Source organism: Vibrio sp. 10N.286.49.E11, from assembly GCF_041469505.1.
GTDB lineage: Bacteria > Pseudomonadota > Gammaproteobacteria > Enterobacterales > Vibrionaceae > Vibrio > Vibrio crassostreae_C.
Genome location: NZ_JBFRKQ010000058.1, coordinates 47598 through 63119, shown reverse-complemented (window position 1 = coordinate 63119; position 15522 = coordinate 47598). Strand labels below are relative to the sequence as shown.

15 protein-coding genes and 1 pseudogene are annotated in these 15522 nt (G+C 44.7%); 12 read left to right on the top strand and 4 right to left on the bottom strand.

What is annotated here, in order from left to right; all coding sequences use genetic code 11:
• The 5 genes and pseudogenes from AB4167_RS14290 to nth all read left to right on the top strand — a co-directional run.
• A pseudogene (locus tag AB4167_RS14290) lies at positions 1–564 on the top strand (electron transport complex subunit RsxC); the annotation flags it as partial.
• Positions 564–1610, top strand: a complete 1047-nt coding sequence (gene rsxD, locus AB4167_RS14285; RefSeq protein ID WP_372136684.1) for an electron transport complex subunit RsxD — start codon at positions 564–566, stop codon at positions 1608–1610. The pseudogene AB4167_RS14290 and the gene rsxD, both read left to right, overlap by 1 nt.
• A gap of 13 nt (positions 1611–1623) precedes the next feature.
• On the top strand, positions 1624–2253 hold the full coding sequence (rsxG, locus tag AB4167_RS14280) for an electron transport complex subunit RsxG (RefSeq protein WP_372136683.1): 630 nt from the start codon (positions 1624–1626) through the stop codon (positions 2251–2253).
• On the top strand, positions 2253–2945 hold the full coding sequence (locus tag AB4167_RS14275; RefSeq protein ID WP_012603531.1) for an electron transport complex subunit E: 693 nt from the start codon (positions 2253–2255) through the stop codon (positions 2943–2945). The genes rsxG and AB4167_RS14275 overlap by 1 nt, the downstream gene beginning before the upstream one ends.
• A gap of 164 nt (positions 2946–3109) precedes the next feature.
• Positions 3110–3745 carry an endonuclease III gene (gene nth, locus AB4167_RS14270; RefSeq protein WP_017061172.1) on the top strand — a complete coding sequence of 212 codons (636 nt, stop codon included), beginning with the start codon at positions 3110–3112 and terminating at the stop codon, positions 3743–3745.
• Positions 3746–3925: 180 nt separating this feature from the next.
• On the opposite strand, the gene AB4167_RS14265 is transcribed toward nth, so the two are convergent.
• Positions 3926–6679: a cation-transporting P-type ATPase gene (locus AB4167_RS14265; protein WP_102321073.1), complete on the bottom strand. Its 2754-nt coding sequence runs from the start codon at positions 6677–6679 to the stop codon at positions 3926–3928.
• 765 nt (positions 6680–7444) lie between these two features.
• Between AB4167_RS14265 and gloA the strand changes: the two genes are divergently transcribed.
• On the top strand, positions 7445–7861 hold the full coding sequence (gene gloA / locus AB4167_RS14260) for a lactoylglutathione lyase (RefSeq protein ID WP_004734046.1): 417 nt from the start codon (positions 7445–7447) through the stop codon (positions 7859–7861).
• Positions 7862–8061: 200 nt separating this feature from the next.
• The gene (locus AB4167_RS14255; RefSeq protein WP_004734047.1) at positions 8062–8496 is read left to right on the top strand and encodes a DUF2753 domain-containing protein; all 435 of its coding nucleotides are present in this window, start codon (positions 8062–8064) and stop codon (positions 8494–8496) included.
• Positions 8497–8591: 95 nt separating this feature from the next.
• Here AB4167_RS14255 and motY read toward each other — a convergent pair whose 3' ends face one another.
• Positions 8592–9473: a flagellar protein MotY gene (gene motY, locus AB4167_RS14250; RefSeq protein WP_017063457.1), complete on the bottom strand. Its 882-nt coding sequence runs from the start codon at positions 9471–9473 to the stop codon at positions 8592–8594.
• Between the two features lie 188 nt (positions 9474–9661).
• Between motY and rnt the strand changes: the two genes are divergently transcribed.
• Complete coding sequence (gene rnt, locus AB4167_RS14245; protein ID WP_017061178.1) at positions 9662–10306, top strand: ribonuclease T; 645 nt, start codon at positions 9662–9664, stop codon at positions 10304–10306.
• Between the two features lie 65 nt (positions 10307–10371).
• Positions 10372–11697: a Na+/H+ antiporter family protein gene (locus AB4167_RS14240; RefSeq protein ID WP_029235135.1), complete on the top strand. Its 1326-nt coding sequence runs from the start codon at positions 10372–10374 to the stop codon at positions 11695–11697.
• A gap of 191 nt (positions 11698–11888) precedes the next feature.
• On the opposite strand, the gene AB4167_RS14235 is transcribed toward AB4167_RS14240, so the two are convergent.
• On the bottom strand, positions 11889–12518 hold the full coding sequence (locus tag AB4167_RS14235; protein ID WP_017061180.1) for a DsbA family protein: 630 nt from the start codon (positions 12516–12518) through the stop codon (positions 11889–11891).
• Between the two features lie 98 nt (positions 12519–12616).
• The gene (locus AB4167_RS14230; protein WP_004741702.1) at positions 12617–12955 is read right to left on the bottom strand and encodes a Grx4 family monothiol glutaredoxin; all 339 of its coding nucleotides are present in this window, start codon (positions 12953–12955) and stop codon (positions 12617–12619) included.
• Between the two features lie 269 nt (positions 12956–13224).
• On the opposite strand from AB4167_RS14230, the gene sodB reads away from it, so the two are divergent.
• The 3 genes from sodB to AB4167_RS14215 all read left to right on the top strand — a co-directional run bounded on the left by sodB (position 13225) and on the right by AB4167_RS14215 (position 15522).
• Positions 13225–13809 carry a superoxide dismutase [Fe] gene (gene sodB, locus AB4167_RS14225; protein ID WP_004734050.1) on the top strand — a complete coding sequence of 195 codons (585 nt, stop codon included), beginning with the start codon at positions 13225–13227 and terminating at the stop codon, positions 13807–13809.
• 247 nt (positions 13810–14056) lie between these two features.
• Complete coding sequence (locus AB4167_RS14220) at positions 14057–14560, top strand: VC2046/SO_2500 family protein (protein ID WP_372136682.1); 504 nt, start codon at positions 14057–14059, stop codon at positions 14558–14560.
• A 278-nt stretch (positions 14561–14838) separates the two neighbouring features.
• A complete protein-coding gene (locus AB4167_RS14215; RefSeq protein ID WP_017061182.1) occupies positions 14839–15522 on the top strand; it encodes an SDR family oxidoreductase in 684 nt (227 codons plus the stop codon).

The following is a 15522-nucleotide window of genomic DNA, read 5'->3' as shown; positions in this document are numbered from 1 at the left end:
GCTATTGCTCGTGCTAAAGCCAAGAAAGCACAACAAGCAGGTTCAGCTTCCGAGGCTCCAGTTGAAAGTACTGGCGACGCTAAAAAAGACGCCGTTGCTGCAGCTATCGCTCGTGCTAAAGCGAAAAAAGCCCAACAAGCAGAATCAGCTGCTCAAACCGAAAGTGAAGCTCCAGCTGAAAGCTCTGGCGACGCTAAGAAAGATGCCGTCGCTGCTGCGATTGCTCGTGCTAAAGCGAAGAAAGCTCAACAAGCTAAGCAAGATGAAACGGCAGAAACTCCTGAGCCAGTGGTTGAAGTGGAAGCTGAAACTCAACAAGAGTCAGTCGATCCTAAGAAAGCTGCAGTTGCCGCCGCGATTGCTCGTGCTAAAGCCAAGAAAGCACAGCAGGCTAAGCAAGACGAAACAGCAGAAACTCCTGAGCCAGTGATTGAAGTTGAAGCTGAAACTCAACAAGAACCAGTCGATCCTAAAAAAGCAGCTGTTGCTGCCGCTATTGCTCGTGCTAAAGCAAGAAAAGCACAGCAAGAGCTAGATAAAAAGAATAATGAGGAGAAAGAGTAGTGGCCTTCTTTATCGCCAGCTCACCGCACGCACACAGTCGTAGAAGCACCCCAGATCTGATGAAATGGGTCGCTATTTGTGCATTGCCAGGTCTACTAGCTCAAACCTACTTCTTCGGATGGGGTTCGCTCATCCAGTTAGTATTTGCTATCGCACTTGCGATTACCTTTGAAGCAGCAATCATGCTGCTAAGAAAGCGCCCGCCAGTGATGGCGCTACGTGACTACAGTGCTGTTGTCACCGCTTGGCTACTCAGTGTCGCGATTCCTCCACACTCTCCGTGGTGGATTCTAGTGATAGGTATGTTCTTCGCAATTGTCATCGCGAAACACCTATACGGCGGACTTGGGCAAAACCCATTTAACCCAGCGATGGTCGCTTACGTTGTTTTGCTGATCTCGTTCCCAGTTCAGATGACCAGTTGGAATGCTCCAGCTAGCTTAACCGCTGAAGCAACCAGTTTTGTGGACTCATTCTTGATGATCTTTACTGGCTTCAATAATGAAGGCTTATCTCTACAACAAGCTCGTTTAGGGATTGATGGCACCACAATGGCGACGCCGCTTGATGCATTCAAAACGGCATTAACGGCAGGCAATACTGCCTCAGAAGCACTATCTCAACCTCAATTTAGTTGGTTAGCTGGCGTAGGCTGGGAGTGGGTAAACCTTGCTTACCTAATCGGCGGTTTAGTGCTGATTAAGCAACGTGTTATTCAATGGTATATCCCTGTGGCTTTCATCGGCAGTCTTACTCTGTTTAGCTTAGTGTTCTTAGTGCTCACTCCTGGTGAAACCGCTTCTCCAACCATTCACCTTCTGTCTGGCGCGACTATGCTTGGTGCATTCTTTATTGCAACCGACCCAGTTTCAGCATCCACGACAGTCAAAGGTCGCTTAGTGTTTGGCGCTCTGATCGGCGGTTTAGTCTTTATCATCCGCAGTTGGGGTGGTTTCCCTGATGGCGTGGCGTTTGCTGTATTGTTAGCCAACATGTGTGTTCCACTGATTGACTACTACACCAAACCTCGCACATACGGTCACTAAGGGAGCGGATACCATGCTAAATGCAATTAAGAAAAACGGCCTTGTACTCGCGATTTTTGCGTGTGCTTCGACGGGTTTGGTCGCGGTAACTCACTACCTGACCAAAGATCAGATCAAACAACAAGAACAGGCTCAGTTACTGTCTGTTCTTAACCAAGTGATCCCACACGATCAGCACGACAACGAGCTGTTTTCGTCTTGTACTTTGGTTCAAGCAGAAGAGCTTGGTACTGAGCAAGCGATGCCGGCTTACATTGCTAAGCTTAATGGTGAGCCAAGCGCGATTGCGATCGAAGCGATTGCACCAGACGGCTACAATGGCGCGATTAAAGTCATTGTTGGAATGAAAACTGACGGTACTATTTTAGGTACTCGCGTGCTTTCTCACCAAGAGACTCCGGGCTTGGGTGATAAGATTGATCTGCGTGTGAGTGATTGGATTCTTTCGTTTGCAGGTAAGCAAGTGACGGATTCTAATCTAGACCGTTGGAAGGTTCGTAAAGACGGTGGTGATTTTGACCAGTTTACTGGCGCTACTATCACGCCAAGAGCAGTCGTGAGGTCAGTCAAACAAGCGGTCCAGTACGTTAACCAAAACAACCAAGCATTGCTTGCTCAACCTCTAAATTGTGGTGGTGAATAATGAGTGACCATAAAACATTGATCAAAAATGGCATGTGGGCCAATAACCCTGCCCTAGTGCAACTTCTTGGGTTATGTCCGCTGCTGGCTGTATCGTCAACAGTCACTAACGCACTTGGGCTAGGCATTGCTACCTTGCTTGTACTGGTCGGCTCAAACGTTTCTGTTTCTTTGGTTCGTAATCATGTGCCAAAAGAAGTACGTATCCCAGTATTCGTAATGATCATTGCCTCGCTAGTAACCTGTGTTCAATTGCTGATGAACGCTTACGCCTATGGGCTTTACCTCTCTTTGGGTATCTTCATCCCGCTGATCGTAACCAACTGCATCATCATTGGTCGTGCGGAAGCCTTCGCTTCAAAAAATGAAGTGCTACCAGCGGCTCAAGATGGTTTCTGGATGGGTCTAGGCATGACATCAGTATTGGTCGTGTTAGGTGCGATGCGTGAGATTATTGGTAACGGGACCCTATTTGATGGCGCAGACCTGCTGCTTGGTGACTGGGCTTCGGTGTTACGAATCCAGATATTCCAATTTGATAACAGCTTCTTGTTAGCCCTGCTTCCACCGGGTGCCTTCATTGGTGTTGGTTTCTTAATTGCTTTGAAAAATATCATCGATAACCAAGCAAAATCTAGACAACCAAAACAAGAAAAACCAGTCATTGAACGCGCTCGCGTTACCAATGCCTAATAAGTTAAATTAGCTTAAACCTCGCTGAGTTAGCTCAACCACTCAGCGGGGGAAATCAGATCTAAACAGTACATATAATAATGACGCTCATAAGAGCGCGTAACCGATGATAAAGCAGAAGCAATCCAAGCTTCATGCCCTAACTATTTGAAAGTAATGTCGCTATGAACAATGTAAAACGAGTAGAAATACTTGAGCGTTTAAGAGAAAACAATCCAAAGCCAGAGACTGAGCTTAACTGGAACAGCCCATTCGAGCTGCTGATTGCCGTTCTATTGTCTGCACAAGCAACCGATGTCAGCGTGAACAAGGCGACGGATAAGCTGTACCCTTTAGCCAACACTCCGCAAGCAATTTTCGACCTAGGTGTTGATGGCTTAAAAGAGTATATCAAGACCATCGGCCTATTTAACTCAAAAGCAGAAAACACCATCAAAACGTGTCGTATGCTGCTTGACCTACATAATGGTGAAGTACCGGAAGATCGCGCTGCATTAGAAGCCCTTCCAGGTGTCGGTCGTAAAACAGCAAACGTAGTGTTAAATACCGCATTCGGTTGGCCAACCATTGCCGTTGATACTCACATCTATCGTGTATCAAACCGCACTAAGCTAGCGATGGGTAAAACCGTCGACGATGTCGAAGCAAAACTACTTAAAGTTATCCCAAAAGAATTCAAACTGGATGTCCACCATTGGCTCATTCTTCATGGACGTTACACCTGTGTCGCACGTAAACCACGCTGTGGCAGCTGTATCATTGAAGACCTCTGTGAATTCAAAGAAAAGAGCGAAGATTAGTCTTTCCGTTCACAACGATTAATCAATACGGCAGCGCTTAAAGCGCTGCTTTTTTATTGCCACTCTCTAGAATCCGCCTCTACATAAGTTTTCACTTCTAATTCTGCGTTCCCAAGACAACAGGCATAAAAAATCCCGCCTTTTATGGCGGGATTCAATTATTTAGCTAAGAAGTCTGTCTTAGATAAACTCCACTTTAGTCACTTCTTTGATAGCAGATAGAACAAATGTTGGTACTGCTGCAATGAAGATTAACGATATTAAGTGATTAAACTCTAGCGCTTCTGTGCTGAATACCAACTGACCGAAGCTTGTGTACACAACGCTTAAAGACAAGATAGCCGATACTGCCACCGCACCAAGTAGGTAGTGGTTAGTGAACGGATTCTTACGATAAATCGTTGTAAACGTACGTGCATCGAACAAGCTCCAAAGTTGAGCAAAGATCAGTGTTAAAAACGCAACGGTTTGTGCGTATTGAGCACTGTAACCACCGTCGAGTGCGTAAGAGAATGTCACAAAGCTTAGACCACCTAATGCGAGACCACGAGTTAGGATACGAGCGCCTAGACCATTAGAGAAGAAGCCTTGGTCACGTTTGCCTGGCTTACGCTCCATGAGATCTTTCTCTTCTGGCTCAACACCGAGTGCGAGTGCTGGTAGACCATCAGAAACGAGGTTAACCCATAAAATCATTAGTGGAGTTAGCGGAAGTACTACATCTGGTCCCATGAGTAGGAATGCAAATAGGATTACCGAAACCTCACCCACGTTCGCTGTAAGTGCTTGGCGGATAAACTTACGTAGGTTATCGAAAATTTGACGACCCTGGCGTACCGCCTTCACGATAGTACTGAAGTTGTCATCCAACAGGATAAGGTCACCTGAGTCTTTCGCAACAGACGTACCTGTAATACCCATCGCAACACCAATGTCTGCACGACGCAGTGCTGGCGCATCGTTCACGCCGTCACCGGTCATAGAGGCAACTTCATTGTTCTCTTGCTGCGCTTTTACGATACGCAGCTTGTGCTCTGGAGTAACACGGGCAAATACTGCAACCTGAGAACAGATAGACAACAGCTTCTCGTCATCCATTTGGTCAAGCTCAGCACCCGTTACCACTAGATCGTCTTCGCTACGGATGATTCCGATTTCACGAGCAATCGCTGCTGCCGTGACTGCGTGGTCACCGGTAATCATTACCGTACGAACACCAGCGCTATAACAGCTATTTACTGCATCGCGTACTTCTGGGCGTGGTGGATCCATGATGCCATAGATACCCAGGATGCTGACGTCTTTTTCAAGCTCAGGGAAATCTAACTCAAGCTCTTCTTCTTTTAATTCACGGAAACCAACGGCAAGTGTACGCAGAGCATCACCACCAAAGGTTTGGATTGCCGCTTCAAAGTTTAAATGAAGCTCTTGAGACGGTGCGGTATCGAGAGCCAAGTTGCCTGAAACTTCACAGCCAACCGTTGGTACGAAACCGCCGTCAACCATGAAGCTGGTTGATTTACCAAGAACAACATCTGGCGCACCTTTCAATGCTAGGAAGTGCTTACCTTGTGGGTCACGAACGATAACAGAAGCCATCTTACGACCAGAATCGAACGGGAACTTCTTAACGATTGAGTAGCCACCCGTTGATAGCATTTCATCTTGTTTAAGACCTGCTTTTGCAGCTGCAACAATTAGTGCACCTTCTGTCGGGTTGCCACGAACCGTCCATTTACCATCAGCATTTACATATTCAGCATCGTTACAAAGCGTTGCAACAACAAGACCTTTCATCATTGCAGGGCTGTTTGTCGCTTCGACATTGTGACCTTTGGTAATGAATTCACCCTTAGGATCAAAACCTTTACCTGACACATCCCAGTAACGACCAGACACATCGTACGCTTTCATCACCTGCATTTGGTTTTGTGTTAGCGTACCGGTTTTATCTGAACAGATAACGGTTGTAGAACCAAGCGTTTCGATTGCTGCTAGCTGTTTAGCCAAAGCATTATTCTTAACCATCTTAGTCGAGCCCATCGTTAATACGATAGTAACCACCGTTGGTAAACCTTCAGGAATAGCGGCAACCGATAAAGAGATACCTGTTGTTAGGATTTCTAACCATGGCATACCGTGGTAAACACCGATAGCACAAACAATAGCAACAACCACAAGAGCAACAACCAATAATGCGAGTGCGATGGTGTCCATACGCTCTTGCATTGGTGTTTTCGTCTCTTCCGTTTGGTTCATCATATCAGCGATGTGACCAACTTCAGTTTGCATACCTGTGCTTGTTACCACAGCAAGGCCTGTACCTGTAGTCACGATTGTTGTCATGAAGCCCATGTTCTTCTGATCGCCAAGACCAAGGGTCTCATCTTCAAGGCGTTCAGACTGCTTATTCACTGGCTCAGATTCACCGGTCAGTGCAGCCTCATCTACCGTCAGACGGTTTGACTCAAGAATACGAACATCAGCAGGCAGAATATCGCCAGTATTAATTTTGATGATGTCACCAGGAACGAGGGTTTTAGCTGGAACACTGATCCATTTACCATCGCGCATCACTTCGGCTTCTGGAGCTGCCATTTCTTTTAGCGCTTCCATCCCTTTCTGAGCTTTAAATTCTTGCCAGAACGCGATACCAGTATTGATAAGGATAATCACTGCAATAGCAATAGCATCAATCGCGTGGCCAGTAGACCAAGAAACGATTGCACCAACAGCTAGAATAAAAATCAGTGGGTTTTTATATTGATGAATATACAGTTCCCACGCAGAAGCTGACTCTTGTGCAGTCAGTTCGTTAGTGCCGTGCTTCTCTAAGCGTGCATCCGCTTCAGAAGTTGATAAACCTGTCGTTTGATCTGCGTTCAGTTCGTTTAAAACATCTGAACTTTGTTGTGTAAACCATTTACTCGTCATTTGAGTACTCCACATCAATGCCTCACGCCGAGGCTAATGTAATAAAATAATACTTATTCTTATGTGATAGAAAAATCGCACAAATCAAAAGTGAATATTTAGTCGATTTGGTGCGCTTGAAAAACTATATAGTAAGGATTGTCTATTTAGCAAAGATCGCAAAAGATACACTTGATACACACTTGACAACTACTTTGAAAACACAACCACATCAAACATCAAACATAAAACAAACAATACAAGCCCAAACTATTGTTTAAAAAAGATAAGCACAAAAAATAGACACCCTTTGCACTTTCGTAAAAACCATTAGTTATCGGCGTATTTTATCGAAAATTCCTTAATAACGAAGTAAAACATCGGAATAACCTTTCTATAAACAGGGATATGTTGGCGTAATCATAAATTGATAAAATGGAAAGTTAGATGCCAATTGTAAAAACGAAAGGAAATCAGCAACAAGATGGAGATATAAGTCACAATTCAACAACCAAGGCCATTCTTGGCCATTACAAAAAAGACCAACACTCAAACTTACTATTTATGCAAAACTGCGAATTAAGCGCTAGTGACTGACAAATTAATAAGGCCGTCGCTCTTTAATTTCTTGTAATACAAATAAGAAAAAAGGTAGAGGGGGAGAGTAAGATAGATGATGAGAATAAGAAAATATGACCAAACTCATCATCTCTTTGGTGTTGCTTATGAGCTTGCTCATATATAGTGCTATAAAAGAAACAACCAATAACAAGCTAGGAGCAAATCATGTCAAACGGTCGTATTTTACACACCATGCTACGCGTGGGTGATCTAGACAAGTCTATCGAGTTCTACACCAATGTAATGGGCATGCAGCTATTACGTAAGAACGAAAACAAAGAGTACGAATACACACTGGCTTTCGTTGGCTTTGGCGACGAATCTCAAGGCGCAGTGATTGAGCTGACTTACAACTGGGGCACCACGGAATACGATCTTGGCTCTGCTTTTGGTCACGTTGCTATCGGTGTTGATGACATCTACACAACGTGTGATGCGATTAAAGCAGCTGGCGGCAACGTAACGCGAGAAGCGGGTCCGGTTAAAGGCGGCTCTACACACATTGCGTTCGTGAAAGATCCTGATGGCTACATGATTGAGCTGATTCAGAACAAACAAGCAAGCGCAGGTCTAGAAGGTTAATTCCTTAACCTCTTTGAGAAGTTGGGTTTGAACGCCTGAAGAAATGAAAAACGAAGCGAGCACTATGCTCGCTTCTTTTTTATCACTCTCACCATAATCGATATTCTTTACCAATTATTCTTAACAATCTCATTGATGAAACTTTACATGATAATGATTATCATTTAAATTAACCACCTATTGATTAGTGAGGTAATACAATGATTAGCGAATGGGAAAAACACACGTTACTTGCCGATACTGCATTGCAGCTCGACGATCCTGTACGAAGTATTCTTCATTATCAGCAGGCTTTGAACTTAAGTGAAGAAATTACAGAACGCACCGATATTCAAGCCGATGAACGCTTACTGATCTCGGTGATTTCTTGCCACAATCTTGCTCAATTCTGGCGTTGGGCTGGCGACACTGAATACGAGCTCAAGTATCTTCAACTGGCTTCTGAAAAGGTACTCACACTGATCCCTCAGTGCCCTAATACTCAATGTTCAAGCTTTATCGATTCTATTGGTTGCTGTAAGAAAGCGCTGATCGATTTCATGAAACGCCACCCAAACCCTAAAATTGCCTCTATGGTGGAAAAGATCGATACCGCGACCAACTGTGAAATGATCGCCCGCTTCCGCTTGAATTAAACAAGTTCCGTTAAAACAACGACTCCAAATTTAAAACATAAAAAAGCCCGTCATCAAGACGGGCTTTGTCATTTCAAAACAAGCTGTTGTTTAGCTTAAACCTGTGTGCGACCTAAAGAGATCACAACACGTCGGTTCTTATCTTTACCAATTGGCGAGTTATTGTCCGCAATCGGACGACGCTTGCCATAGCCTTGCACTTGGATACGATCTTCTGGCAGGCCTAGAGATTTGAAGTACTCTCTTAACGATTCTGCTCTGCGCTCTGAAAGGTTTTGGCTAATCCCTTTGCTGTCGACAGAGTCGGTGTACGTTGCCACCAGCACAAGGTCGATGTCTTGGTTATAGCGAACGTAATCGGCAATCTGGCTCAGCCTTTTGCGCGACGACTTGTTCAGCTGGTCGCTGTTGCGGTCGTAATGCAAAATAGTGAAAGAGATATCTTCAAAGCTGTAAGGCAGCAGGTTAGCAACACAGTCACTGAACACATTGTATTTTTCTTGGAACAACACCGACGACAACGACACTTCGATACGTTGATCTCGGCTCTGCCACTCTTGGTAGCTGAATGTCGGATAACGCCCTTTCTCCAACTCACTCAAGATGCCCCAAGCTGTTTGACCGCCGACATAGCCGTCAAATTGCTGGAAGAACTTAATGGTTGTCATACGATCAGCACTTTCACCCGGACGCCAAGGTGGCGGCATAGAGATCAAGCTTACATTGCGCGTCGCACCCATTGGACGGCGCATTTTAAGCTCAAAGTCCAAAATGATTTTTTTACTCGCGCGAGATGAGAACTCAGCATCACCAAAGTTTGGAATTGGGTGGACCAAGCGACATTCAAGTGGCGTGTTGGCTACCATCTCCCATGTCGACTGTTGAGGAGATGCTCCGTAACGCTTTTCTTGTGCCATGACCGATGACGACACAAGTAGCGAAAATAGCATTGAACCTGTTATGAGTTGTTTCTTCATAAAGTGGAGTATCTCTTAAGCAATTCGTTTAACAATGCAGCCAATTGCCGCATTTTTCTCTCACGTTTAAATATGCAATTATCAAGCCGCAATGGGTTAGGTAATTTAAGATTTATTGCCCTTCCCTAGTTTTTATCACTGCTATTATCTGCAATAATGCAGCCTTAATCACACTTATTTGGGCTAACATGACTGTAGAAAACGAAGCTCTGACCCTAAAAAAACGCTTTCGCGGCTATTTTCCAGTGGTCATCGACGTGGAAACCGCAGGGTTTAACGCTGAAACCGATGCATTATTAGAAATCTGTGCCATTACATTAAAAATGGATGAGAACGGAGATCTGCACCCTGCATCAACGCTTCATTTTCACATTGAGCCTTTTGAAGGCGCAAATATAGAGCAGGCAGCATTAGACTTTAACGGAATTAAAGACCCATTTAGCCCATTACGTGGTGCTGTGTCGGAACAAGAAGCCCTTAAAGAAATCTACAAGCTAGTGAGAAAAGAACAAAAAGCTTCAGATTGCAGTCGCGCAATCATGGTTGCTCACAACGCTACATTCGATTTGAACTTCGTTAATGCGGCAAGTGAGCGCTGTAAGCTTAAACGCGTCCCTTTCCATCCATTTGCTACTTTTGACACTGCAGCTCTTAGTGGTCTTGCCTACGGCCAAACCGTTTTGGCTAAAGCTTGCCGCACTGCAGGGATGGAATTTGACAACAAAGAAGCACACTCTGCTTTGTATGATACGCAAAAAACCACAGAGTTGTTTTGCGGCATTGTAAACAAATGGAAAGCCCTTGGTGGTTGGCCTCTTGTTGACGAAGAATAAAAAATAGAGTCGGTAAACGTTTTTTCGTATTGCCTTCATAAAAAACACAACATCCCGAGAATAATATGAATCCTGTTGTAATTTCAGTTTGCATCATGCTTGTTTTAGCTTTGATGCGCGTAAACGTAGTCGTTGCTCTGACGTTCAGTGCAATTATCGGTGGCGTAGCCTCTGGTATGAGCTTGAACGACGCAGTCGCGGCTTTCGAAAGTGGATTAGGCGGCGGTGCAACGATTGCACTTAGCTACGCTATGCTTGGTACATTCGCTGTTGCTATCTCACGTTCTGGTATCACAGATCTCCTTGCTCAAAGTGTTATCAAACGCATTCACGGCAAAGAGAACAGTGCGGCATCGACTGGTCTTAAATACGGCATGCTTGCGTCGTTGATCTTAGTGACCATGTCTTCGCAAAACGTGATTCCAGTACATATCGCCTTCATCCCAATCTTAATCCCACCTCTACTAGGCGTATTCGCAAAAATGAACCTAGACCGCCGTCTAGTTGCGTGTGTACTTACTTTTGGTCTGATTACACCTTACATGGTGCTACCGATTGGTTTTGGTGGCATCTTCCTAAACAACATTCTGCTTAAAAACCTTCACGACAATGGTCTTGAAAACGTAGTAGCAAGCCAAGTGCCAATGGCGATGTTGTTACCCGCTGCGGGCATGATCTTCGGTCTTCTTACTGCAGTATTCTTTACTTACCGTAAGCCTCGCCAATACAAAGAAACCTCTCACACTGTTGTTTCAACAGAAGTGAAAGAGATCAACAAGAAGCACATCCTAGTAGCAGCAGCTGGTATCGTAGCAGCGCTAACAGTTCAACTATCGACTGGCTCTATGATCATCGGTGCTCTAGCGGGTTTCATGGTATTTACCTTCGGTGGCGTTATTGCTTGGAAAGAGACACAAGATGTCTTCACCAAGGGCGTTCACATGATGGCAATGATCGGTTTCATCATGATTGCAGCAGCAGGTTTCGCGGCAGTTATGAAGCAAACAGGTGGCGTTGAATCTTTGGTTGAAGCACTTTCAACAAGCATCGGCGACAACAAGCCTCTAGCAGCACTACTTATGCTAATTGTTGGTCTATTGGTTACTATGGGCATTGGTTCTTCGTTCTCTACGATTCCAATCCTTGCAACTATCTACGTTCCACTAGCAGCAGCATTTGGCTTCTCGCCAATGGCAACAATCGCTCTAGTAGGTACAGCTGCTGCACTTGGTGATGCGGGCTCTCCGGCTTCTGACTCAACATTAGGTCCAACGTCTGGTCTAAATGCTGATGGTCAACACGAGCACGTATGGGAAACCGTAGTACCGACGTTCCTGCACTACAACATCCCACTGATCGTATTCGGTTGGATTGCAGCCATGGTTCTGTAATTAGGTTCTGTAGTTAAACAGTCCTACGCTCACTTTTATAAAGACCGCCTCGTGCGGTCTTTTTTGTCTCTGAGATTCATTCTACTCTTCCTTCCGCTCACTCTCATTGAACTAGCGACACCAAACAAAAAAGGCTTACTCTGATGAGTAAGCCTTAGAAATCATTGCGAATACAGATGACTCTCGCTGAATTACGCAGCGGGAGCATTACTCACTAAAATTTCGCGAATAGACTTAAGCGTCGCTTCCGTTGAATGATAATCCAATTCAACTTCACTAAAGATGCCGTTCACTTCAAGCATTAAGGTCGGGTAAGAAAATACACCCATCGCTTCTTTAAAGCCTAGCTGGTCATCTAACTCACTTTCCAATAACTTGCTAGAAAGGTCATTTTCAAACTGTTGAACATTCATACCTAGCTCTTCAGCCAACTGCAAATGTGTGTCTTGGCTATGTGGCAACATCGCACGAAGGTAGTAAGCATGTTGAATCGCTTCAAGCATCGCTTCGTAGTGGTCTTGAAAACCTGCAGCAATCACAGCGCGGCACGCAGGGTAAGTACTACGAACAGGTTGGCACTCTGTCCAAAAATCATGGTTAAACTCAGTACCCAACTTAGCTTCGATCTGCTTCCAAATCGCTTGCAGCTTGCCTTTCATCTCTTCTGACATTGGCTCATCAGAATCCGGGGCCAAACCACCCACTACATAGTTAAACTCAATGCTCGCAGGCAATTGTTGTTTCAATAACTCAAGTGTTGGCTTGTAACCCCAACACCAGCTGCACATTGGATCATGCACATAATGAAGTTTTACGTTCATTGTTCATTCCTTATCGAGTCAATGATTCGATCAATTCAAACAAAAAAGGAGCCTGATTAAGGCCCCTCATTTTAACTATTCAGCGCAAAGGCTAGAACTTATTCAGCGTCATCGCCAGCAACTTTAGCCGCTGCTTCTTTGATGATTGGCTGAAGTTCGCCTTTTTGGAACATCTCAAGAATGATGTCACAACCACCGATTAGCTCACCTTCAACCCAAAGTTGTGGGAAAGTTGGCCACTGTGCGTAAGCAGGAAGCTCTGCACGGATATCAGGGTTTTGTAGGATATCTACGTAAGCAAATTTTTCGCCACATGCCATTAGAGCTTGAGACGCTTGAGAAGAGAAACCACAGCTAGGTAGCTTAGGAGAACCTTTCATGTACAGTAGAATAGTGTTTTCTTCAATTTGCTGTTTGATTTTATCGATAGTTTCCATTGCTTCCTCGTTAATGGATTACGGCTTTTATTGCCTTTATTCTACCCCAAACTAAAAGAATAAAAACCATATAAAAAAAGCGGTTAACAAGCTAAGCTAACAATTCACACAAAAGTAATGAAATAAGCTTTTAATAAAGTAAAAACTTGCTAAACTATATCGCAAGTCAGCAAATTGACCATGGTTGGCAGTATAGCGAGCCATGAATAATAATATCACTGGAAGCAATCGAAAGAGTTAACTCTTTCATATCAATGGAGAATTGAGCAATGGCATTTGAACTACCGGCTCTTCCTTACGCGAAAGACGCGCTAGAACCACACATCTCAGCAGAAACGCTAGATTTCCACCACGGTAAGCACCACAACACTTACGTTGTTAAGCTAAACGGCCTTATCCCAGGTACTGAGTTTGAAGGCAAAACACTAGAAGAGATCGTTAAGACTTCTACTGGTGGTGTTTTCAATAACGCTGCTCAAATCTGGAACCACACGTTCTACTGGCACTGTCTTGCTCCTAAAGCGGGCGGCGAACCAACTGGCGCTGTTGCAGAAGCTATCAACGCTGCATTCGGTTCTTTCGAAGAATTCAAAGCGAAATTCACTGATTCAGCAATCAACAACTTCGGTTCTTCTTGGACTTGGTTAGTTAAGAAAGCTGACGGTTCTCTAGACATCGTTAACACTTCTAACGCTGCTACTCCTCTAACAGAAGAAGGTGTTACTCCACTTCTAACTGTTGACCTATGGGAACACGCTTACTACATCGATTTCCGCAATGTTCGCCCTGACTACATGGCTGCATTCTGGAACCTAGTAAACTGGTCTTTCGTAGAAGAGAACCTAGCTAAGTAATTATTGCTTACGCTGCGCTATTTATAGCGAGTTATCTATTGAAAGCTCATGCCTCGGCGTGAGCTTTTTTGTATCTGTCGTGTTCCACAAAATCTAAACATTTCGTAATAAACCCGCCAATAGCGCTTATTTCTCGAACTATTGATAGCCTTCTTCCCAACCCTACATAAATTCTCTATTTGCCTGTAATTAAACACTAAAGTTTGCCGACTCCATGCCGTTAAAGGTGTATCCAATGAGAGGCGACATGCAAATACATACTTTAGACAAACCAGGAATCATCAACGAACTGAAGTTCGGCATCGGGATCAGCCAAGCGGTTGAGCAAGGTCGCCGTGCAGATTTCGCGTTGCTGTTATCTATGTTTTCTAATGATGTCCGTGATTGCACGCCAATTGACACCATTGAAATCACAGAGACAAATGAAGATCGCCTGCGCAAACAATTTGGCATAGCAGAACCTCAACAACTGCGTTCAAACCAGTCTTCATATGAGATTTCAGCTCAGCAATCTAATCATTTTCATCAAGCTAGCCTTGCCAGCGCCAAGCTCAGCCATTACTTGAAACCTGAAGCGCTTGCCTTCATGCCTGAAGATACAGCCGACTTACCCGAAGAGGTTTACCAAAACCTTTCTGGTCATGACCGACGCAAACTCGCAAACAAGCATTTACCTGATTTGCCACATGCCACGCTCTACAATGAGCTAACCACCGCGCAACGTCAGTATCAAATTCAAGCTCAAGCATAGCGGTCGCCTACCTTTCCCTTTTTCGCTGTCTATCCATAGCTCTTCTTCGACTAACTCGCACACTTCAAAGTATTCACACGAGTGATATGAACCACTAGCCTTAGGCAACCTAAAAACACCTGATGTCGGTTACCGCTTGAAGTTACTACAAAATGTGACGTGCCACTAACTTCATAAAAACTTATTAATTGGCACACCTTAGTTTGAACCAATTCACACCCGTTGTATAAATTTTAACCCATCCTTATCCGACATGGACGATTTGTTTAGGTACTGGGATGGAAATAAAAAGCTCAATCATATTGGTGACATCTGCCGGCTCGCGACTGGGGGGGGCGATTGCGAACCACTTTGTTAACCTTGGAGCCACCGTCATCCTTTGTGATAAAGACACCGAAGCACTTAAAGCGACGTATCTACAGTGTGCCCGGTTTTCTGACTCTGTTTACCACTACACGCTCAAAGGCAATGACAGCCAAGCGATTCTCAGCGTATATGATTTTATTCAAACCACCTTCAACACGACACCCGATGTGCTGGTCAATAACTGGATAAGCTCCCCAATGCCTAGCCTAATTGGCGATCAGCCTGTGAGCAGCTTTATTAATGATCTCTCATCGATGGCATCGACCCTGTTCGCATTTGGGCAAATCAGTGCTGAGAGATTGCGAGAGGAAGATAAGGAAGGCGTGATTGTGAATGTGATATCTCATGATGACTTTCACGATGTGTCTGGCTTAGAGAGCGCAAACTCAATGATCACTGGCTTTACCCATAGTTGGGCGAAAGAGCTGACTCCCTTTGGCATTCGAGTCGGTGGCGTTGTTCCCGCCGTTCATAACTCCGATGGCAAGCTCAACCGATGTCACTGGGCGCAGCTGCAAGACGAGCTGACCAGAACAACCGAATACATTGTCTCGAATGACTACTTCAGTGGGCGAGTTGTCGCGGCAGAGGTTTAA